The 22,855-nt window shown below is 37.4% G+C and carries 16 protein-coding genes and 1 pseudogene; 5 read left to right on the forward strand and 12 right to left on the reverse strand.

Going from position 1 to position 22,855, the window contains the following annotated elements; genetic code table 11:
- Nucleotides 1–7 precede the first annotated feature (7 nt).
- The 6 genes from QUE35_RS00220 to phoB form a co-directional block, all read right to left on the reverse strand.
- A complete protein-coding gene (locus tag QUE35_RS00220) occupies nt 8–1,303 on the reverse strand; it encodes a phenylacetate--CoA ligase family protein (RefSeq protein WP_022602563.1) in 1,296 nt (431 codons plus the stop codon).
- A 37-nt stretch (nt 1,304–1,340) separates the two neighbouring features.
- The gene (locus tag QUE35_RS00225) at nt 1,341–2,987 is read right to left on the reverse strand and encodes an AMP-binding protein (protein WP_022602565.1); all 1,647 of its coding nucleotides are present in this window, start codon (nt 2,985–2,987) and stop codon (nt 1,341–1,343) included.
- A 168-nt stretch (nt 2,988–3,155) separates the two neighbouring features.
- Complete coding sequence (locus QUE35_RS00230; protein ID WP_022602567.1) at nt 3,156–5,864, reverse strand: TonB-dependent receptor plug domain-containing protein; 2,709 nt, start codon at nt 5,862–5,864, stop codon at nt 3,156–3,158.
- A 99-nt stretch (nt 5,865–5,963) separates the two neighbouring features.
- Nucleotides 5,964–6,317 (reverse strand): hypothetical protein, encoded by a 354-nt coding sequence (locus QUE35_RS00235; protein ID WP_009317252.1) that lies wholly within the window; start codon nt 6,315–6,317, stop codon nt 5,964–5,966.
- Nucleotides 6,318–6,567: 250 nt separating this feature from the next.
- On the reverse strand, nt 6,568–8,337 hold the full coding sequence (gene phoR, locus QUE35_RS00240; protein WP_022602569.1) for a two-component system sensor histidine kinase PhoR: 1,770 nt from the start codon (nt 8,335–8,337) through the stop codon (nt 6,568–6,570).
- 14 nt (nt 8,338–8,351) lie between these two features.
- Nucleotides 8,352–9,038: a two-component system response regulator PhoB gene (gene phoB, locus QUE35_RS00245; RefSeq protein ID WP_022602571.1), complete on the reverse strand. Its 687-nt coding sequence runs from the start codon at nt 9,036–9,038 to the stop codon at nt 8,352–8,354.
- A 295-nt stretch (nt 9,039–9,333) separates the two neighbouring features.
- Here phoB and lepA point away from each other — a divergent pair, with 295 nt between their 5' ends.
- The 4 genes from lepA (at nt 9,334) to QUE35_RS00265 (ending at nt 14,878) form a co-directional block, all read left to right on the forward strand.
- Nucleotides 9,334–11,121, forward strand: a complete 1,788-nt coding sequence (gene lepA, locus QUE35_RS00250) for a translation elongation factor 4 (RefSeq protein WP_022602573.1) — start codon at nt 9,334–9,336, stop codon at nt 11,119–11,121.
- Between the two features lie 257 nt (nt 11,122–11,378).
- The gene (gene nhaA, locus QUE35_RS00255; protein ID WP_122329692.1) at nt 11,379–12,731 is read left to right on the forward strand and encodes a Na+/H+ antiporter NhaA; all 1,353 of its coding nucleotides are present in this window, start codon (nt 11,379–11,381) and stop codon (nt 12,729–12,731) included.
- 302 nt (nt 12,732–13,033) lie between these two features.
- Complete coding sequence (locus tag QUE35_RS00260; protein ID WP_022602577.1) at nt 13,034–13,969, forward strand: NmrA family NAD(P)-binding protein; 936 nt, start codon at nt 13,034–13,036, stop codon at nt 13,967–13,969.
- A gap of 129 nt (nt 13,970–14,098) precedes the next feature.
- Nucleotides 14,099–14,878: an META domain-containing protein gene (locus tag QUE35_RS00265; protein WP_022602578.1), complete on the forward strand. Its 780-nt coding sequence runs from the start codon at nt 14,099–14,101 to the stop codon at nt 14,876–14,878.
- Nucleotides 14,879–14,966: 88 nt separating this feature from the next.
- On the opposite strand, the gene QUE35_RS00270 is transcribed toward QUE35_RS00265, so the two are convergent.
- From QUE35_RS00270 to cysQ, 6 genes and pseudogenes are all read right to left on the reverse strand, one after another.
- Entirely contained in the window at nt 14,967–16,073 is a 1,107-nt protein-coding gene (locus tag QUE35_RS00270; RefSeq protein ID WP_022602581.1) for a cholesterol-responsive sulfotransferase, read from the reverse strand.
- 255 nt (nt 16,074–16,328) lie between these two features.
- Nucleotides 16,329–17,826, reverse strand: a pseudogene (cysN, locus tag QUE35_RS00275) (sulfate adenylyltransferase subunit CysN); the annotation flags it as partial.
- Nucleotides 17,827–17,837: 11 nt separating this feature from the next.
- Nucleotides 17,838–18,746 carry a sulfate adenylyltransferase subunit CysD gene (cysD, locus tag QUE35_RS00280; protein WP_009317243.1) on the reverse strand — a complete coding sequence of 303 codons (909 nt, stop codon included), beginning with the start codon at nt 18,744–18,746 and terminating at the stop codon, nt 17,838–17,840.
- A gap of 60 nt (nt 18,747–18,806) precedes the next feature.
- A complete protein-coding gene (gene cysC, locus QUE35_RS00285; protein WP_009317241.1) occupies nt 18,807–19,415 on the reverse strand; it encodes an adenylyl-sulfate kinase in 609 nt (202 codons plus the stop codon).
- Nucleotides 19,416–19,422: 7 nt separating this feature from the next.
- Nucleotides 19,423–21,237 carry an SLC13 family permease gene (locus tag QUE35_RS00290; protein WP_022602585.1) on the reverse strand — a complete coding sequence of 605 codons (1,815 nt, stop codon included), beginning with the start codon at nt 21,235–21,237 and terminating at the stop codon, nt 19,423–19,425.
- A 27-nt stretch (nt 21,238–21,264) separates the two neighbouring features.
- The gene (gene cysQ / locus QUE35_RS00295) at nt 21,265–22,068 is read right to left on the reverse strand and encodes a 3'(2'),5'-bisphosphate nucleotidase CysQ (protein ID WP_022602587.1); all 804 of its coding nucleotides are present in this window, start codon (nt 22,066–22,068) and stop codon (nt 21,265–21,267) included.
- Between the two features lie 279 nt (nt 22,069–22,347).
- Between cysQ and QUE35_RS00300 the strand changes: the two genes are divergently transcribed.
- Nucleotides 22,348–22,797: a putative signal transducing protein gene (locus QUE35_RS00300; protein WP_009317235.1), complete on the forward strand. Its 450-nt coding sequence runs from the start codon at nt 22,348–22,350 to the stop codon at nt 22,795–22,797.
- The last annotated feature ends 58 nt before the right edge of the window (nt 22,798–22,855 follow it).

Raw genomic sequence — 22,855 nt, forward strand, 5'->3', positions numbered from 1 at the left:
GTTTTATTTATTTTTTGCGTAAATCTTTTACTCGCACAGCTTTACCATCTGACTGCGGAAGACTTCCTCTATCGACTAATTTTACTTTAGGCGTCAACAGTATTTCGTCTTTCAATCGATGGGTAATTTCTTTTGTAAGCTGTTGTAATTGGCTGTAATCGTCGGTAAATAGCTCTCCGAGCTCGACGTCTATCATGAGTTCGTCATTATTGCCGATTGTTTCGATCGTAATCAGGTAATTTGTCCCGAGTTCTTTAAATTGTAAAAGAATCTTTTCGATTTGCATCGGGAAGATATTCACACCTTTTACGATAAACATGTCGTCACTACGTCCTTTCAGCCGGTCTATTCTTCGGTGAGTTCGTCCGCAGGGACATTCTCCTGGAATAATCCGGGTCAAATCCCGGGTTCTGTATCTCAGTAACGGCATAGCATCCCGGTCGAGAGTCGTGAGTACCAATTCTCCGATTTCACCGTCAGGTACGGGTTCTAAAGTTTCAGGATCGATGATTTCCATGAGGAAACAGTCTTCCCACAGATGCAGACCGTTTTGATAAGTACATTCGAAAGCTACACCCGGACCGCTCATTTCGGACATTCCGAAACTGTTATATGCTTTCACTCCTAATAATTCTTCTATTCGTTTTCTCTGTTCCTCAGTATGGGGTTCGGCACCGATAATTAATGTTTTTAATTTCGTGTCTTTTCGAGGATCGATACCGCATTCGAACAAGACTTCGGCCAGACGGGTTGCATAGCTGGGTATGGCATGAATGGCTGTCGTTCCGAAATCGGTAATGAATTTTACTTGCCGCAGACTATTTCCCGCTGCTGCAGGAACTGTCAGAGCTCCTAAACGTTCTGCTCCGTATTGAAATCCGAGTCCGCCGGTAAACATACCGTATCCTGATGTATTTTGAAATACATCGGTGTTCCGTATGCCTACCATATACATGCAACGGGCTACTCGGTTAGCCCATTGGTCGAGATCATGTTGTGAATGACATATAACAGTCGGATTACCAGTCGTCCCACTTGAAGAGTGCAATCGTACGACATTTTTCATATCTGTAGCAACCAGTCCGAAAGGATAATATTCCCTTAAATCGGCTTTTGTTGTGAAAGGTAGTTTTCTAATGTCTTCTACGGTCGATATAGAATCGGATGTAATCCCTTTTTCTCCTAAAATTTTAGCATAAAAAGGTGAATGAAGCGCAATGTCGATGCTTCTTTTCAACCTTTCGACCTGTAATTTCTGTAATTCAGAACGTTTGATCGTTTCGATTTCGGGTTGATAGTACATAGTTGGAAATTAACTTAAAAATGTGTGTCGGTTATGTTTATTGGTATAAATACCTTTTGATACTGCGTTTCGGTGTTTTTTCAAACTCTTCATAATGGATGTTGATTTGACTTATCTGGCTGTATGCCGGAAGCTCTTTATTCAAAGCGATTCGATTCTCCTCCATTTGAGTTTCGATATTTTTCTGAGTTATATTTTCTTTTCCGGCATTTTCGAAATCAGGATAAACCAAAGCGATAAGTTTCCCTTCTTTTTCAATGACAATGGATTCGCTGACAAAGGGCATATTGTTCAATTTCCCTTCGATCTCTTCAGGATATATATTTTGTCCCGACGGTCCTAAAATCATATTTTTGCTTCGGCCTTTGAGATAGATGAAATTATCCTTGTCCATAACGGCGAGATCTCCCGTATTCAACCATCCGTCTTTGAAAGCATTTTCTGTAGCTTCATTATTTTTATAATACCCGAGCATAACATTGTCTCCTTTGACATGCAGTTCTCCTACGATATTTTCCGGATCGGATGAGTCGATTCGGGCTTGCATACGATCTACTATTTTACCGCAAGATGTGGCTCTGCTTTGTTTCCAAGGCGCGTATGAAATCAATGGTCCGCATTCTGTCATTCCATATCCTACCGTGAACGGAAAATTGATTTTTTTCAGAAATTGTTCCACTTCTTTATTCAGTGCGGCACCGCCGATAATTAATTCATGCAAATTCCCTCCGAACGTTTCTTCGAGCTTCATTTTAATTTTTGAAAGAAGTTGAGTATCAAGAACGGGGATCATCAACATAAGTTTCATCAAAGGTTTGTCCAGCAACGGGAATACTTTGGTTTTAATGATTTTTTCAATAATTAGAGGTACCGCTACGATTAGTTTTGGTTTTACTTCGGCAAAAGCATCCATAATTATTTTAGGCGAGGGAATGCGGGTCAAAAAATGAATATGGCAACCTTTTGCAAAAGGATGCATCAATTCTACGGCCAGACCGTACATATGTGCCATCGGAAGCATCGATACTGTCCCGTCACCTTCACGCAAAAAATCGAGATTCTCCAAACAAAATTTCAAGTTCGACCAAATGCTGCGATAAGAGAGCATTACACCTTTTGAAAAACCTGTAGAACCGGAAGTATAATTTATGAGAGCCAACTCGTCAGGTTGGTCTTCATAATATTTTACATCGTCTTTTGTAAATCGATTCGGAAATTTCTTTCCGAAATATTCGTTCAGATGTTCCCGTGCATCTGTCAGGCTTTTCTTTTTAGATATAAGTACGGAAAAATCGTTGATCAAAATGATCGCATTGAGGTTAGGCATTTGCGACTCGTTCAAGTTTTCCCATACTACGTCTCCAACAAACAAAAGTTTAGCGTCAGAATGATTGACAATATGGTGAACGTTATCTGCTTTGAACTCATGAAGTATGGGTACGGCTACTGCACCGTATGCCAATGTGGCGAAAAAAGCGACTGCCCAATGCGACGAGTTTCGTCCACATATTGCGATTTTATCGCCTTTTTGTATTCCTGCGGCTTCAATCAAAATGTGTAGCTTTTCTATTTTGCGGGCAATATCTTTATATTGGTATGAAACACCTTTAAAGTCCGATAAAGCGACCAGTTCCCAGTGTTCACGAATGCTGTTTTCTATATACGCATTAAAACTTTGTTGCATATTTATGGCTTTTAATAATATTCTAATTACAAACTTACGAAAAAAAGTTCGGTTGGAAAACAATTTGCTATTTTCTTCAGATTTATCTTAAAGAAAGGATGTAGAAAAAGCCGTTCGATAAAAAATGCTGTATGATATCATACAGCATTTTTTATCGAACGGTCGAGATTACAAATCTTTTACATATCGGCACACTCTGCCGTCGGCACTTATTCCTTCGATAACGATATGGTATGATCCGGGATTATCCGAAGTATAAAATTCTATTTCTTGTTTACCGTCTGCTCCGATTGTGACAAAAGGATTCCAATAAATCGTACTTCTGAGATCCGGAGTAGATTCTTGTTTCTCTTCAGGAGTTTCGTATTTAGGGTTATAAAATTGTACATCTTGGGTATATCCTAATGGCTTGATTGTTATTAATCCGGGAGAAGGAGCACCTTTTACTTCCGCACCTTTTTTTAAAGTGATAATGATTGCTCCTCCACTTCCGGCGCTTCCGAAAATAGAAGCATTACTTCCCTTCATGATTTCAAGGGATGCTATATCCGACACAACTATCGATTCGAGTATCGATCCTCCGATCGGTCCGAATGAGTTTTCATTTTGTTCCATCTCGTCTACAGGAGCATCATACATGACATCATCGACAACAACGACAGGGGGACGATTATTTCCCCGTATGCGTATTTGATTTCCGCTTCGTTGCACTCCGGGAATCGTTCCAAGTAAATCGTACACAGAGTTTGCATTAGTGCGTTCTATATCTTCACTATCTATAGAATAATTCATTACGCTCGAATAAATGCTTTTATTTTCATTTTCCTGACTTATTTTATGTCCTTTTACAACGATTTCCTTTAAATTGATAACACGCATGCCGCCTTCATTATAATATTTATCCCGTACGTTTGCTAAATAATCATCCATATATTGAACAGAGTCGTTGGAAAAAGGTATTTTGTGTACTGTTTTCGGAATGGCCGTCGAGTCGATTGTAATGTCAACTGTAGCAAATCCCTTTTTAGTTCGAGCTTGAATGACAAATGTAGTGCTGTCCGGGAATAAAAGATTATCTATCATGAATCTCCCTTCGGGGTTGGTCTCTGTCATTTGCAGTATATTTTGTGTTGGCGCAAGTGCAATAATCGGGGCTTTGTTCTTTTTCCCGAACAGTCCTTTTACCGTACCGCTGATGTACAGTCCCTGCTCTACCGGATATTGAACATTTATATCGGGGAGTTTATTTATGTCTTTTACCTTGAATCTTTTCCATCCGTGAGTGAGCATTACGAAATCTAAATAACGTTCGGTTTTACCGGAATTATCCTTGAAATAAAATCCGGGGGCTTCTATATATCCTTTTAGATCAGAGGTTAAAAGAATATTAGAACATATATTGTCGGCCAGAGAGTCGTTTTTTACAAGATTGTTGTCGGTTATGCTGATTGAATATTCTCCCGGTAAAGGCATCCCGTCGATACTATTCGTTACTGCAATGTTCAGTTTTACTTTTTCTCTTTTTCCATATTCTTTTTTATCCGTGTTTATCTCCCATTGATCCGTAGATGGATGTTTGATGAAAACAAGTCGTTCGCTGATAGGTATCCCCTTGCTGTTTAACAGCATGAGGTGAGTAATTCCGTTTTTCAGAGTTTTGTCACTTATTTTTCCTATGCTATTTTGTTCAGTAATACGGGTCAATACTCTTAATTCTCCACGTGTATGAGCCAATAAATACAGTGTATCGGGCAAAACCGTGTTTTCACTTTTTTGTACTTGATAACGTATGTAACCTTTGTAGTGAACCGCTGCTAATTTTATCCCGTCGTTTTTTACTTCGGGGAGTTCGAATCGTTTCGTAACATTGTCGCTCGATGTGACGATAGCATGAAATTTATCTCCGGCTTGAGGAGAAATACTGACAGCTCCCATTCCTCTGTACTCACTGCCGAATATAGAGATAGTATCACCAGCTTGATTTAGTATTACACCGGTTATTTCCTTAGAGAAACCGTCGCTGCCTAAAGCTTTGAATGCTACGATCTGGTTTGTCGTATTTAATAATTCTCCACCTTCGGGTAAAAAATCGACATGAAAATCTTTTGAAAAATTAGGAATGAAAAACGTTCTGTCATAAGTATATTGCTTATCGTCAAATCGGACATCGATGCGACGTTGTATATCGGGAGTTTTAAATTCCGGCAAAGAGATGTATATATATCCTTCTTCGTTTGTTACCGAAGTTCCTTTTATCGGCTTTTTTAGTTCGTTGTCAAAGACCGTATACTTTATCTTTGTTTTGCTGAATACCCCATTTGTATTGTTAAAAAATTTGATTTTAGCAAGATATCCGTCATCTGTTTTCTGATATTCGATAGAGGAGAGGATGCTCACGTCTATGGCATTTCCTATTTTAATATCCCTGAGATACATGTATTCGGGATCAGCATTTACCATCCAATTACTGTATGCCCTTATGTAATAATCACCGGCAGGCATTTCGGCAGGTAAAACGAAATTGTTCTGAAACCCGTGTTCTTGTCGTTTTACCTTTTTTCGTTGAATGATAGAGTCGTTGCGGTCTATCAGTTCTACCGTAATAAAGTTGCTGCGAGTATTGTCGATATGAGTAATGGCATTGACAAGGTAACCTTTGAACCAAATGCTTTCTCCTGCACCGTAATAAGGCTTATCCAATTGTAGATATAACTTTTCTTGAGGAATGCGGCTGATTATATCGAAATATGAGGTTAATTTGTCTTCTTGAGAAAATGTTTCTGATTTGTCTTTATTTTGGCTATATATACTAGGGCCTAATCCTATTAATAAACATAAAACAACAGATGTTTTAAGTTTGTATAAATATGTGTTCATGGAGTTTTTCTATATAGGGTTATTGGAAATAGGTTTGTTCTGTTGGGGGTTATCTTGTTAGACTTCCGAATGATTGGGAAGTTTAATCGATAATATCTTTTAGGGTAAACTTTGAATTTGTTTTATGTAAGATATGAACTCTTCGTTAGTCATCTTAAAATCGCGTTCTTTATAATGTACATAATCTTCGAAATAGTCACTGGCTATATCGGCGACAATGTCTTTTCCATTCAGATTGTTATCGTTCAACTTTCTCTCTATTTTGTCTTTAAACCATTGTACGGTTTTTATTTTCTCCTCCCATAATTCGGGCTGTTCTTGAGACAAGACATGTTCGTTTTTAATAATCAGATAACATGTGGCATAAAATTTCTCGATACTCTTGAATATAGGTTTGAATGTTTCAAGTATGGGAGATTGTAGATCGTTCAAATAAATTTCAGTCTGTGTCATAAATGTATATGTTATGTTACAAAAATAAGATTAAAGTATAGAATAAAAAATATTTCTATAAATTAAATGGGAACTGTATTAGAAAATCATATAACTTATATAATAGTCGGGGGATAAAAAGATAAGAATGCCCAATAAGGAAAATATGGGACAGATCAAAAGATGTGTGTAAATCTTTGTTTCTTTGATTTTTTGATAGATTGTTAGAACCTGTCGTATAAATATGACAGGTTCTATATTGTCGGTAGGTTTATTTTTTCAGTGTGAAAAGAAATTCGAGTCCTCCGTTGATCTGATTTTTTGCCAAAATTTCACCTTTATGGAATAATACAGCATTTTTTACGATTGCCAGTCCGAGACCGGTACCTCCCAATTTGCGGGAACGGCCTTTATCTACTCTGTAAAAACGTTCGAATAGGCGGTTCAGATGTTCTTCCGAAACCCCGATTCCGTTATCTGAGAAAGAAAAATAATAATAGTTGTCATCTTGCAAATAACAGTGGATTGAAATCGTTGTTTCAGTACCGGCATAGGCAATGGCATTATCCGTGAGATTTCTGAAAATAGAATATAGGAGAGAATGATTCCCATTCAGTATCATATTCTCGGGTAGTGAAATATCCAATTCCATTTTCTTGTTTTCCAATGAAGTAGAAGTATCGGCAATAACCTCTTCGATAATTTTATTTATCGATATAGGTTCGCAATCGAAAAGATCGTTCGATTCATCGATCCGGTTCAGTATCGAAATGTCATGCAATAAATCTGTCAGTCGTTTTGTTTGGGCATAGCACCTATTGAGAAATAGTGTACGCTTTTCTTCAGGTAAAGTCGGATTGTCGATGATTGTCTCCATATATCCCTGAATACTACTAACCGGAGTTTTAAGTTCATGAGCGATATTTTGTGTCAATTGACGTTTCAGACGACTTTCCTCTTCTTGTTGAGTTACGTTATTTATCGATATTTCGAATGAGTTGTCTTGAAACAAAATACATTCTATTTGGAATGATTTGCTGTTTTTACTCAATAAAAATGAATCGCTTATAATTTCTTCACGGGAATGATTCGGGTAGCTGTTTTTATCGACGAAATCGAATATTTGCTTGAACTCTTGTACTTCAAAAATATCATCGATAGAAGAAAACGGCTCGTCGGAAATCAAGTTTGCATATTGTACAAATAGATTATTTGCTACGATAACCTTCTTTTCTTGAGAAAAGACGGCAAGCCCTTCCTTAGATATTTGTAAATGTTTGATCAACTTTTCTTTTTCTATAGACAGTTCTTCTTTGGTGTGATGCAGATTTTTGTAAATGCGGATGATATTGTGTGTTATGTCTCCGATGTCATTATGAGCTAAAGGCATATTTACATCGATCGGTTTTTCTTGTTTTGCCCGGTTGGAGAAATCTCGAAGTATAGAGATCGATTTTCCCAATTTATTACAAAAATAATAAAGTATGATGATAGCTAATGCGGAAGTTATGATTAATATATAAGTAAACTGACTATCGCTTTTCAGCATAGATCCGGTTGATAAATCGAAAGGAAGAGCCGATCGGACGATTACGTCTTTATATTTCCGGGCGGAATAAAAATAATCTTTTCCCGGACGTGTTTCGGAACTTCGTAAAGAATATCCGATTTCGGAATGAATTGCTTGATCTATTTCCGGTCGTTTTTTGTGGTTGGGCAGAGGGATAGAATCGTTATGCCCGCTGTCGGTAATGACTTTTCCGTCCAGAGTCGTAATGGTTACACGTAAGTTTTTGTCGGTAATTCCGGCTATTATAGAGTCAAGTTTGGCTTCGGTCATTTGTGAAGAAGAATATTCTCTATATATCAGATTATTGTAATCTTGAAGAATCGAATTAAGCATTCCTTTTCGAGTCTCTTTATCCAGATTGAACTGGGTAAAGAAAATGACCAAAATGAATGTGATAAACAAAGAAGCTATCGATATGAAAAGCTCTATGTGAAAAGGTATTCTGCGTTTGTCTTTTTCAGTATAACTCATTATTTTAGCTTTAGTCAAGCATTTTCGAAACAGTATCCATATCCCAGACGGGTCACGATATTTTTCCCGTATTCTCCTATTTTTTTTCTTAATCGGGTGATATTCACGTCTATTGTGCGGTCTAATACATATACCTCGTCACTCCAGACACGGGATAGTATTTCTTCACGGGAGAAAACGTGACCTTGATTTCCTAATAAAAGTTTCAGAATTTCGAACTCTTTTTTGGTCAGCGTAATTTCTTCTCCTTTGATTGTTACTTTTTTTTGTGGTATATTAACAAGAAGTTGATCAAAGGAGAGAGTTTCTTGACTTGTGTTGTTATCTGTTGCCGTTCGTCGCAGAACTGCCTTTACCCGAGCGATAACTTCTCTTATTGAGAAAGGTTTAGAAATATAATCATCTGCTCCGAGATTGAATCCGGTCAGTCGATCGTTTTCCGTATCTTTTGCTGTTAAAAAAATAATTGGAATTTTAGCTTTATTATCATCTTTGCGAATGATGTTTGCCATTTTGAATCCGCTGATTTCTCCCATCATTACATCCAGCATGAGCAGATTATATACCGACAGATCTTTCTTTAGTGCTTCTTCTGCAGAATTAGCGGTATCTACTTCATAACCTTCTGTTTCGAGGTTAAACTTTAGTATTTCGCAAAGATCTTCTTCGTCATCGACTACCAGAATTCTGTAATTTGTCATAACTGTTTATTTTTTATTGCAATACAAAAGTCGGAAAACACTGTTTCGTTAGTGTGAAATATATATTACAAAGATATTACTTTGCAAGGGGGTAATCTTGTTCTTTTGACAAAGATAAAAATAAAAATTTGTTTGATCAGGTAAGAAAAACATTTGATTGGTATTAGGGTGAGGCATTCATTATTTATTGACAGAAAAGGGGTGTGCCGTTCTCAGATGTTCTAAAGAACAACTTGCTGTCGGAGAATCAAAAAATTGCGTATATTTGCAAAGAGAAAAAACTAAGAAAAAATAAATGAAGAATATTCGCAATTTTTGTATTATTGCACATATAGACCACGGAAAAAGCACATTGGCCGACCGTTTATTAGAGTTTACGAATACCGTAGCTGCTAAGGATTTGCAGGATCAGGTATTGGATAACATGGATTTGGAGCGGGAGAGAGGTATTACGATCAAGAGTCATGCCATACAGATGGAATATATATATAATGATGAAAAGTATATATTGAACTTGATCGATACTCCGGGCCATGTTGACTTTTCATATGAGGTGTCTCGTTCTATCGCTGCTTGTGAGGGGGCTTTGTTGATTGTAGATGCATCTCAGGGCATTCAGGCGCAGACGATTTCCAATTTGTATATGGCGATCGAAAATGATTTGGAGATAATACCTGTTGTCAATAAAGTAGATCTTCCCAGCGCAATGCCCGATGAAGTCGAAGATCAGATCATTGAATTGATCGGTTGTAAGCGAGAAGAGATAATACGTGCCAGCGGTAAGACCGGTGTCGGAGTTGAAGAAATTCTTCAATCGATTATCGAACGTATTCCTGCCCCGACAGGTAATCCGGAAGCTCCTTTACAATGTCTTATATTCGACTCTGTATTTAATCCGTTTAGAGGAATCATCGCATACTTTAAGATTATGAATGGCGTGATTCGGACAGGTGATAAAGTAAAGTTTGTTGCTACTGGCAAAGAGTATGAAGCCGATGAGATAGGAGTACTTAAGCTGGACATGTCTCCTCGAAAAGAACTTGGAACGGGTGATGTAGGATATATTATTTCAGGAATAAAAACATCTCGGGAGGTAAAGGTTGGAGATACGATTACACATATAGCACGTCCGTGCGATAAAGCAATCGATGGTTTTGAGGAAGTGAAACCTATGGTGTTTGCAGGAGTATATCCGATCGAAAGTGAAAATTTCGAAGATTTACGAGCATCTTTAGAAAAGTTGCAATTGAATGATGCTTCACTGACTTTCCAGCCTGAGTCTTCGGTTGCATTAGGCTTCGGTTTTCGTTGCGGTTTTCTTGGGTTACTACACATGGAGATAATTCAGGAACGGCTCGATAGAGAATTTGATATGGACGTTATCACTACAGTACCTAATGTATCCTATAAAGTATATGATAAAAAAGGAAATGTGACAGAGGTACATAATCCGTCCGGTTTGCCCGATCCTACTTTGATAGAAAAAATAGAAGAACCTTATATAAGGGCCTCTGTTATAACGGCAACCGATTATATCGGGCCGATTATGACGCTTTGTCTGGGAAAACGAGGAGAGCTTATCAAGCAGGAATATATTTCGGGTAACAGAGTTGAGCTGATCTATGATTTGCCTTTGGGTGAGATTGTTATCGATTTTTATGACAAGTTGAAAAGTATCTCTAAAGGATATGCTTCGTTCGATTATCATCTCCACGATTTCAGACCATCTAAATTAGTTAAACTGGATATTTTGTTAAATGGAGAGTCGGTAGACGCATTATCTACTTTGACGCATTTTGACAATGCGGTTTCGTTTGGGCGGCGTATGTGTGAAAAACTGAAAGAACTGATTCCCCGCCAGCAATTTGATATTGCTATACAAGCTGCAATCGGTGCAAAAATCATTGCTCGTGAAACCATAAAGGCCGTGCGTAAAGACGTTACGGCAAAATGTTACGGGGGGGATATAAGTCGTAAACGGAAACTTTTGGAAAAGCAGAAAAGAGGGAAAAAACGAATGAAGCAGATCGGTTCGGTAGAAGTACCACAAAAGGCCTTTCTTGCCGTGTTGAAATTAGACTGAAATAAACTTTATATCGGTTTTGACAAAGGAACATTCTTTATGAGGATGTTCCTTTTTTATATCGTTTTTTTGCCGAAAAATATTATTTTTGCGTTGTATATCTGATACTGTTTAGATTTGGAGCGTCGTATTGCGATGTGAGTAGAATTATTTTTATATATTTCTGTATGGTTTAGACAGTTTCTTTAAAAAAACAGATAATAATTAAACTGTGACAGCTTGATTTCTGTTCTACAAAAAGTTAAGATTTTTAAGTTATGAAAGATTCTATTTTTGCAATCCGTCGTACATTACAAAATTATACGAATGGCGGGTACGTATTAATTATGGTAACGGTATTGGCCATGATTATAGCCAATTCTCCTTTAGCATCGATGTATTTTTCTTGGTGGGATGTTCCTGTCTCATTGCAGATAGGAAGTTTCAATCTGTTTAGCCACCACGGAGAACCGATGACTCTGATGCAATTTATAAACGATGCTCTTATGGCAATTTTCTTTTTCTCCGTAGGACTCGAGATAAAAAGAGAAGTGTTGGTAGGTGAATTATCATCAGTGAAGCAGGCTTTATTACCGGTTATCGCTGCGGTAGGGGGTATTGTGTTGCCAATTCTGATTTTTCGAATGGTTGCCGAAGGAGAAGATATATTAAGAGGAAGTGCGATTCCGATGGCTACCGATATCGCATTTTCTTTAGGTATTTTAAGTATGTTGGGTAGAAGAGTGCCTATCGGATTGAAAATATTTTTGGCTACTTTGGCAGTAGCGGACGATGTCGGAGGAATCTTGGCAATAGCGATATTCTATTCAGGAGAAATCTATTTTACCTATTTGCTTTATGCTTTTGGGCTTTTAGTGGTTCTACTAATGGGTTCGAAATGGCATATTAATAGTAAAATGTTCTATATATTGATTGGTATTGCTGTTTGGTTTTTGTTTCTCAATTCGGGAATACATCCGACTATTGCCGGAGTTTTGGTCGCATTTTGCGTACCGGCACATCCTGTGATGCATACCGAAAAATTTATTAACAAGATCAGAGATACGGTTTCCCGTTTTCCGGCATCTGAAAATCAAGAAAGCGGTGAGACACATATTTTGAGTAAAGAGCAGTTGAATTTATTAAAGTGTGTCGAATCAGCCTCCGATAAGGTTATTAGTCCGTTGCAAGATCTGGAAGACACATTGCATCCCCTCATAAATTATTTGATTATTCCTTTATTTGCTTTTGCTAATGCCGGCATAGCATTGAATGGCTTTGACCTTTCTTCTGTTTTTCAAGGAGTCAGTTTGGCAATATTTTTGGGACTTGTATTGGGAAAATTCTTCGGAATATTCTCTTTTACTTTTATTGCAATAAAGATGAGATGGGTGTCTATGCCTCATGGAGCTACATGGAAAACGATTGCAGGAGTATCTGCTTTGGGAGGGATAGGATTTACCGTTTCTCTTTTCATTGCAAATCTTTCGTACGGTGATATGCCCGGAGGTGAATTATTGCTGAATCAGGCAAAAATGGGGATTCTGTTAGGCTCATTACTTGCCGGTATTATCGGTTATACATTATTGAATTTGTTTTTACCGAAACATTTGTCCGATGAGGAATTATGAATAGACAAAAAACATAAAAAAGATAAGGCTGTCATCCCGACAGCCTTATCTTTTTTACTACTTAATTAACCTAAACCTTAATTCCATGAAAATCTGTATCAAATATAAAGATATGTTTTCGTATAAAACAAATATGTCGATCGAAATAGTTTTTTATTTAACATGATTTGTTAAATGAGAATAATGTGTTAACAAAATAAAGGTTTCTTGTTAACGTTTTTCGGTTTGCTTTTAAATAGACTCTTAGAATATTTGAAGAACTTTTCTCAATATGATATTGTTCTACTGTAAAAACTATTTTTATGATATTGGTAACGGACATTGTCAATTGTTTAGGTAATGATGTACTGGTTGCTTTAGATGAAAAAAAATCTGTAATACCTGTTCGGGTAATGGCAGATCGACAGCAAGGTTTGCCATCTCTTAAATATTTAAATACCGAAGTATCTGAAGTATCCTTGTTTGATATGCCTTCTTTAGATAAGGCTTTTCAAGATATCGACCGACTTTTAATTTGTAATTCTAATTTTTTACAAGATTATCGGTCGGCATATACCAATTTAATAAGGTGTGCTCAGGAATCGAAAGTCGGACATATTATGTTTGTCAGTTCTGTTTCTCATTCCGGAATATCTTCTCGGATGGTATGTGAGGATAGGGAAATTGAAAATCTCATAAAGTCGTCGGGAATACCTTATACGATTCTTAGAGTCAATATGTTGATGGAATATCTTCCTTTTTTTATAGGAACATCGATCGAAGGTCGGCATATCTATTATCCGGGAGGAAATGGTCGTATAGGTTTTGTATCTTCGAAAGATGTGGCGGAAGTCATCTCTGAATTATTGATAGAGAATAAGCCTGAAAATAGAGTATTTACATTGACGCATGAGATTTCATACTCTTTTGAGGATATTGCAGATAAACTCTCTCGACAAATGGGATATAAGATAGAGTACGAGCCGATAGACCTCAGTATATATGAGGAAGCGCTTTTAGATATGCATTTGTCGATATTTGTTGTAAAACGGTTAAGTTCTGTTGCTGTTGCTATAGTTCGTAATGAGTTCGATCAGACTGGTTATACGCTGCAAAAGTTGTTGAATAGGGAAAATTCTTTACCGAAATTGAAATCCGGAATTAAAAGTTGGTTTTTTAAAAAGGATTCTGCACCGTTGGAATGGACTCATTCTTTGACTTCATTATCAGATTATCTGCGTTTGGCATATTCTGTATGATTTTGATTTGTTTGTCTATATTTTCATTATCTTTGAAATATTGTTTGTTTTTTTAATACCGAAATTTCACGGACGTTAGGCAATGATGAATGTTTTTATACTGAGAAAATAATTAAAAGTATTGATATTATGAAAAAGTGTTTTATAATGGTATTGTCTTTGACAGTAATATTTCTGGTTGCCTGCAAAGGGAAAAAGCTTATAGATAAACAAGAGTTGGCATCTCAGGAATGGATATTATCCGAATTTAAGAATGGAGATACGTTGCAAAAATTGCCGGCTGAGAAATTGACAATATTTTTTACCGATACAAATACCGTTTACGGTATGGCTGGTTGCAATCGTTTTATGGGGCGTTATGAATTGTCTAAAGAAAAAGGTTTTGTGATGGACCCGGGAGGTATGACTATGATGGCTTGTCCGGATCTTGAATTTGAAGACATATATATGAAAGCATTGTCCGGTTCTCATTTTGCATCGATGGAAAATGAAAGGCTTATTATTGAAGGGAATGACGGAAAGACTGTTTTGATATATGAACCTTATGTTAAGGAAGTGGGAGTGGCTATGGATGAACATGGCTGTAACGCGGCTGCCGGATATATGTGGTCTGAAGTAAAAAAAGATTGCATCCGCATATTTGAGACGGGAATACGGATGAATTCGCAAACTGATAAAAATGCTACTTCTTCGGCCTTTTTGGTTTTCTCTCCCGATTCATTGCAAGTAGAGTTATTCCTTCCTGAAGAAGATATTCAGCCTGTGTTGGACCGCCGTTCTTTGCCGAAAGGTGGGTATGCATGGAATCAGGAAGATGATGATACATATAATGTAACAAAAGAAGACGACATCTGGGTTATTAGCCGTCGAGGGGTTGTTCTGTACACTTCTGTTTCAGACGCGAAATGACAAGTTTGAATTATAATAAAAGTCACTCTAAACTATTCGATTTTAGAGTGACTTTTTTGTTTGGAAATAAGTATTTTAAAGGATGAATTTATAATTCATATCCCCAGTCCTTCAAAGCAAAGTCCCAATTGTTCTCTACGATGCGTACCGTTTCTTCTTCGTATTTATATTGGTTCTTTTTATATCCCTTTTTTGTATCCAAATAAGCTTCGATTGCCGGACGGGCATTTTCAAAACCGGGAATAGATAGCGATTCGTAAATATTCTTGGTCATCTCCAAGGCATTCTTTTCGAAATCTTCGAATTTGACCTCTATAAGATTCCCTTCGGGGATAAGGTTTTTGTCTTTTTCATATTTGAAATATAAATCTCGGTATGTCTTGACAATATTATCTTGAATTTCCTGGTTCGAGAAATCTTCTAATTTCAAAGGTTGTATGGTGTTTGTAAAGAAACTTCTTGTCGATTCGAATACGGTATATGGGTTTCTCATCAAATATATGAATTTCGCATTCGGGAACATCTCCAACAATTGAGGTATTCTTCCCGTATGAGGCGGATTTTTTGACAAAAAGCGACTACCTTTCGTATTCCACAGCGACACTTTGATCAAACGTTCGAAAACAGATTTAAATGCTTCCAGTTCTTTAGGTGTAATATCTTCAAAAAGCAGATACTTTTTACTGTATTCTTGCCAATATTTGGGGAAAAACCAAAAATTGTAAAAAGAATATGGTATCATATTGGACAATGCGAATTCTTCTTCTTGAGGAAGATCCACTTTTAACTCCATATTATCAGTCGGTCTTTTATCCGGCATAAGCAAGGATGTCTGTTTCTTGAAGAACGATTGTCCGAATAACATCAAATTGGGAAATACGGTTTGATAAGTTGTATTATATCCGAATTGTTTATCGCAGGAAAATACATTATGGACAAAAGTTGTTCCGCTTCTCCAGTGACCGAGTATGAATACCGGATCATTTTCTATTTTTTTATCCGCAAGTAACTTTTTGTACTTACGATCTTCGAATGATTGCAATAAACTCAATAACCGGCATACTGATTTTGTCAAGTAATATTTTTGTTTATACCCTTTATCGACAATGCGCCCCTCGGTAACTCCTTTAAATGTTTTCCAGTCTGCACCAACAAGAGTGTTGATCGGAAGTTTCGAAAATTCTAATAAACCCATATTATGATAACTTGATGTTGATGATGTCCTCTACTGCCGAAGATATATTTTGACAAAATACTGTGCATTGGTCGCTTTCGGAACTTATCGTATCGTTTGTTTTTTCATCGGATAATCGTATGGTAACCGTCTTTTCCGGGACATCGGTGATTTCATTTCGCGAATCGATGCAAATTACAATAATACCCTGTTCTTGTAGAGCAAAACCTAAAGATAGCATATCTTTTCCTGAGACGCCTAAGGTTTTGGAGTCGAACACGACTGCAATGTGGCCTGTGTCGAATAAACGTCGTTCCAATATCCCTGAAAACTCTCTGACCGAAGAGAGTTCTTTTCCGGAAATAACGAATAATTTTCCTTGCTGTCCTAACGTTTTTATGCGTTCTTCTGTCGAAACGAGGGATTTTCCCTGTCTCATGCGTTCACAATCTTCTTTTGTAATGGTTGATGCAAGATCCGATTCATCTACTTGATCGATGATCATTCCTACGGCGCAGGTATTGTTGGTAATCGGATCGATCAAAATAAATGCTCCGCAACTTTTATTTTGTTTGTAAGGATCGAAAAATAAAGGCTTGTTAGTCATGAATACGGCACGACCGATCTCGTTTAATTGGAGATTCTCGGTCATGGATTGTTCCATGGTATTGACATCTACTTTATAGCGGATCTGGTCTATTCTGACTCTTGTCGTATTTGTTGTATGTTTAATGTAATATTGCAAATCCCTGTCCATAGGTTTTTCATCCATCCACACGAGCATTGCTTCAAAATTTCTGCTGATACGGGGAAGATTATCGGGATGTACGAGCATTTCACCTCTCGATAAGTCTATTTCATCTTCTAATGTAATAGTAATCGATTGGGGAGAAAAAGCTTCTTTTAATTCTCCTTCATATACATGAATCCCTTTTACATGGGATATTTTTCCTGACGGAATAGCCATGACCTTATCGCCCTTACGCACGATTCCGGAGGATATCTTCCCGGAGAAACCTCTGAAGTCTAAATTAGGGCGCAATACATATTGTATCGGGTATCTGAAGTCTTTTAAGTTATGGTCGTTGGCAATGTGTACGGTTTCGAGAAAGTCAAGTAAGGCAGTCCCTTTATACCAAGGCATATTGTCCGATTTATCTACGACATTATCTCCTTTTAAAGCCGACAATGGGATGCAGTTGATGTCGGGAATGCCCAATGGAGTTACAAATTGCTTGTACTCATCTACTATTTTGTCGAATACCTGTTGGTCATACTCTACAAGGTCCATTTTATTAACCGCCAAAACTACATGCTTAATGCCGAGAAGAGATACAAGATAAGTGTGTCGGCGTGTTTGGGTAATAACACCGGTGCGTGCATCGACGAGAATAATTGCAAGGTTTGCTGTCGAGCCTCCGGTGATCATGTTTCGGGTATATTGTTCGTGACCCGGAGTATCGGCAATGATAAATTTCCGTTTGTTTGTAGAAAAATATCGGTAAGCTACGTCTATTGTGATGCCTTGTTCACGTTCAGCTTTTAGCCCGTCTAATAATAGAGCGTAATCGATGTTGTCACCTGCATTTCCGATTCGCTTGCTGTCACGTTCCAAAGCATCCAGTTGATCTTCATACAATTTCTTGCTGTCAAAAAGCAAACGACCTATTAATGTCGATTTCCCGTCATCTACCGAGCCGGCAGTTAGTAAACGAAGCAAATCTTTTTTCTCGTCTTGGTCGAGAAAATCGGATATATTTAGTTTTGTTGCCATCTTTTCTGTCCTTAAAAATAACCTTCTCTTTTTTTCTGTTCCATACTGGCTTCTTGATCGAAATCTATTACCCGAGTCGTACGTTCCGATTTGGTAGTAACCATCATTTCCTCTACGATTTTTTCAATAGTATCGGCATCAGACTCTATCGCTCCTGTAAGAGGATAACACCCTAAAGTGCGGAATCTGACTTTCATCATTTTTGCCTTTTTACGGTATTCTTCGGGCATTCTGTCATCATCTACCATGATTAGATTTCCATCTATATTGACGATCGGACGTTCTTTGGCAAAATACAAAGGAACAATAGGAATATTTTCTAACCGGATATATTGCCATATGTCGAGTTCTGTCCAGTTAGAGAGAGGAAATACCCGAATCGATTCACCTTTGTGCACTCGTGCATTGTAAATATCCCAAAGTTCGGGGCGTTGGTTTTTAGGATCCCATTGATGAAAACGATCGCGGAATGAAAAAATACGTTCTTTTGCACGAGACTTTTCTTCATCTCTGCGAGCTCCACCGAAAGCAGCGTCAAACTTATATTTATCAAGAGCGTTTAAAAGAGCTTGGGTTTTCATTAAATCCGTGTGAACTTTACTTCCGTGAGTAAAAGGGCCAACACCGGCTTTGAAAGCTTCCATATTAGATTCCACGATCAAATTCCAGTCATGCTCTTTGGCATATTTGTCTCTGAATTCGATCATTTCTTTAAATTTCCATTTAGAGTCGATATGCATTAGAGGGAAAGGCGGACGTCCTGGTGCAAAAGCTTTTTCTGCCAGACGTACCATTACAGAAGAATCTTTCCCTATGGAGTATAGCATTACCGGATTTTCAAATTCCGCCACTACTTCCCGTATAATGTGTATGGCTTCTGATTCCAGTTCTTTTAAATGACTTAGTTTATAAGTTGACATGTGTTGTTCTAATTTAATTTTAGGCGCAAAAATACTCATTCAGTAAGATACTGAACCGAATTAAATGTTAAAAGAAACTATTCTTGGAAAAACAGTTTTCTTAAGGATTGCTACACTCTCCTCTAAACTTTGAGTAGATGTATCGATTGTCAGATCAGGCTGTTCCGGAATTTCAAAAGGTGAAGATATACCCGTGAAGTCTTTTATTTCACCTTTTCTTGCCTTTTTATATAACCCTTTTACATCGCGTTGCTCACACACTTCAAGCGGAGTGCTTACATAAATTTCCATAAAGTCGTCTTTACCTATTATATCGGCAGCCATTTGCCGTATTTCGTTTGTCGGACTGATGAACGCAGCGATGGTGACAATTCCGCAATCTACAAACAGTTTAGATACTTCAGCGATCCTCCGAATATTTTCAATTCGGTCGGCTTCAGAAAAACCGAGATTGTTATTGATGCCGCTGCGAATATTATCGCCGTCGAGGATTCGGCATAATATACCGTTTTGGTATAATTCTCTTTCCAGTGCGATGGCTAATGTACTTTTCCCAGAACCCGATAACCCTGTGAACCAGAGCATAAGACCTTTTTGTTTCAGAAGATTTTCCCGGTCGCTACGTTGCAGCATTCGATCGAATATAGGGTAAATATGTCTCTCTTCCATATTATAATTATTTTATAGGTGTAAATTCCCAAATGAGGGGGATCAATATGATAGATAAAATAAATATTATTAAATTGAGCGGTAGTCCTATTTTAAGGAAATCTTTGAATTTGTAACCTCCGACACTTTGTACGATCAGATTGGTCTGATATCCGATCGGAATAGAAAAACTTGCTGATGCAGCGACACAGATTGTAATAAAAAACGGCATCGGATCTACACCTAATTCAGTGGAGAGTGATAGCGCTATCGGAAAAGTAAGTGCTGCTGCGGCATTGTTCGTGATCGTTTCGGTGCAGATGTTGGTGATAAGAAATAATGCTGCCAGTACGGCATGTGGACCATAATCTTTCACTATATCTATAATTACACCGGCGATAATATTGGCTATTCCAGAGTTTGTCATTGCCTGACTGATTGCAAATGCCGATGCTATGGCGATCAATACATCCCAACTTACGTATTTTGTATATTTTTTTGCCGGGAATATTTTTAATGCAGTCATGGCAAATAAAGCGGCGGCAGCGAAATAGAACATATCTATTTTCATACCGTTGACTTTGGGCATATATTCCCCGATTGTCGCTCCAACAATCATAAAGATAAGAATGACCGAAGCAAGCCAACGTCGGCTTTTTTGTTGAGGAATTTCAAAATCTCCGGCATCGGATACGAGATAAAACACTTTTGAATCTCCCCATGTCGATATGAAAGAGTCATCCGTAAGTAGAACGAGGTTGTCACCTTCTTGTAGTTTTAATTTATTCAAACCGGTAGTGATGCGTTCTCCGTTACGATTTACGGCGGTGACAATTCCTCCATAATGTCGGAAAAAGTCGAATTTACCCAATGTTTGTCCGATACCGGGGAAGCGTGGTCCTAAAACAACTTCTACCAATTTTACAGCTGATTGAATAAAGTCTTTATCTACATTTTGTAAACAAGTCAGTTTTATTCCCTCTATGCTGATAAGCGTTTTTAAGCTGGAAGATTTTCCTGCCAGAATAATTTGGTCTGATGCCCGTAAAATAATACGTTGCTTATCAGCCGGCATGAAGCTATTGTTACGATATACTCCATAAACGCTCATTTGAGGAATTTCCTTAAAATGTCCGTGATCTATTACCGCTCCTGTCAGGAGGCTGTCTTCAGGAACGATCGCATCGAAATAATACTCTTTTATTTCTTTCCCGGTATCTCCGTTGAGATTATTTCCCGGCAGTAATTTTTTGCTGGCAATGAAAATATAGATAAGTCCCGCGATTGTTATGATAATGCCGATTTTGCTTAGTTCGAACATTTTTAGACCTTCGTACCCTGATTCTTGCATCATCCCATGAACAACAAGATTGGTCGAAGTTCCTATTAAAGTACAGAGTCCTCCCAAAATGGTAGCGTATGAGAGGGGAATCAAAAATTTTTGCGAAGGCATATTTACAAATTCCGCCCATTTTTTAATGATCGGGGCAAAAATAACGACTACGGCTGTGTTGTTTAGAAATGCAGAGATGAAACTAATTGTCGGAAGCATCCTTAATTGAGCTTTTCTGACAGACGTCTTAGTTTGGGGCAATATTTTTTTTATCAAATAATCCAGAGCTCCGGATCTTCTGACTCCTTCACTGACCAGAAATAAGATGGCAACCGTTATCATCCCTTGGTTGCTGAATCCGGCTACCATTTCTTTGGGAGTAATAATTCCCATGAGCATAAAACCTATAGCCACCAGCAATAATGTAAGACCGGGTCTCATTTTATCCATTGCCAGGACAATCAACATGGCTATCAGGGCGGTTAAAACAATAATAGCATCTATACTCATTTCGATGTATTCAAAATTTATTCAGGCTTATTCAACTATAAACCAGGGATTAAGTAAATTATCTTTATTATAGGAGATTGGTGTTTGCCGGTCTGTATGGTATATTTCTTTCCCTGCTGCACGAGCTATTGCATGTCCGGCAGCCGTGTCCCATTCCATTGTCGGGGCAAAACGCGGGTAAATATCAGCATTACCTTCACTTACGAGGCAGATTTTTATAGAGCTTCCTATTGAAGTTGTTACTAAATCTGGGTGTTTTTGTTGTAAGTCTGCAATAAAAGAAGCTGTTTCAGGACTCAAGTGTGAACGGGACGCTACAACTGTGAATGGACGTTTTTCTCTTTTAATCGGTAATTGAATAGCAAATTGTCTTAAATTTTCGGCAGACAAATTTTCAGGTTTTGCATCAATATTTTCGATTTTATATGCTCCGTATCCGGTCAGACCGTAATAAAGAGTTCTTTTTACAGGAACATAAATTACACCCAATTCAGGGACTCCGTTTATTACAAGGGCTATGTTGACGGTAAATTCTCCGTTACGTTTAATAAATTCTTTAGTTCCGTCTAAAGGATCTACTATCCATAATTTTTCCCATGATTCGCGAATAGAATAGTCAATACTTTTTCCTTCTTCACTTAATACCGGATAAGGAGTTTGATTCAGAAAAGATAAAATTATTTCATTTGATTTTTTATCGGCTATCGTGAGAGGAGAATTATCTGCTTTTTGTTCGATCTTGAAATCTGCGTTCGGATCGGAATATATTTTAATAATCTCTGAGCCTGCTTCAATGGCAGCACGGATAGCAGTATTTAATTCATTTTGCATATTTTCGGATAAAAACAAGGTATAAGCAAATGCTTGATTCCCTAAAATGAAGTTACAAAGATAATAAAAACTTTATTATATACTGTGAGAAATTTGATAATGAGTAAAAGTTTGGTAGCGATTTTGTTGGAATAGGAATAAATATATTTTCGGGAAAAACGTAAAAATGACCTGATAATATTTCTTTATTGTAAATATATTTTTTTCTTTTAGTTGATTGAAAATAGTATACATTTATGATATAATCCATATATTTGATTCAAAATAAATTATTATATCATGGCAGGTGATAATATAGTGGTCTTTATGACTTTCGGTGATTTGACGGAAGCATATCTTGTTAAAGGTATATTAGATGATAATGCAATTCCGTCTTTTATATCGGATGAGAATGTTTTGTCGGTTTATCCTTTATATAATCAAGGACTAGGAGGAATAAAATTGTCTGTGTTTGAGAGAGATCTTGAGAGTGCGATAAGATTAGTTAAAGAGCAACAAGAAGCTTCTTTTATTCCTGAAGATCAAAAAGGTGTGAATAGTTTGGTGGATGACGGGCCTGTATGCCCTGTTTGTGGCTCACGAAATGTTGCTTATGGAGCTTCTGTCCAACATAAATATAATTGGTTGACTATATTTATATCCATATTCCTTCAGGTATATCCGTTTGCAATCCGTAAGAGGTTTCATTGCTTTGATTGTGGAACAGATTTTAAATATAGGAAGAATTAAATATCTGTCAAAAAGCCATTTTTTTACGATATATTAGGACTTGCTGATTATCTTTGTA

This window comes from Coprobacter fastidiosus, from assembly GCF_030296935.1.
GTDB classification, from domain to species: domain Bacteria; phylum Bacteroidota; class Bacteroidia; order Bacteroidales; family Coprobacteraceae; genus Coprobacter; species Coprobacter fastidiosus.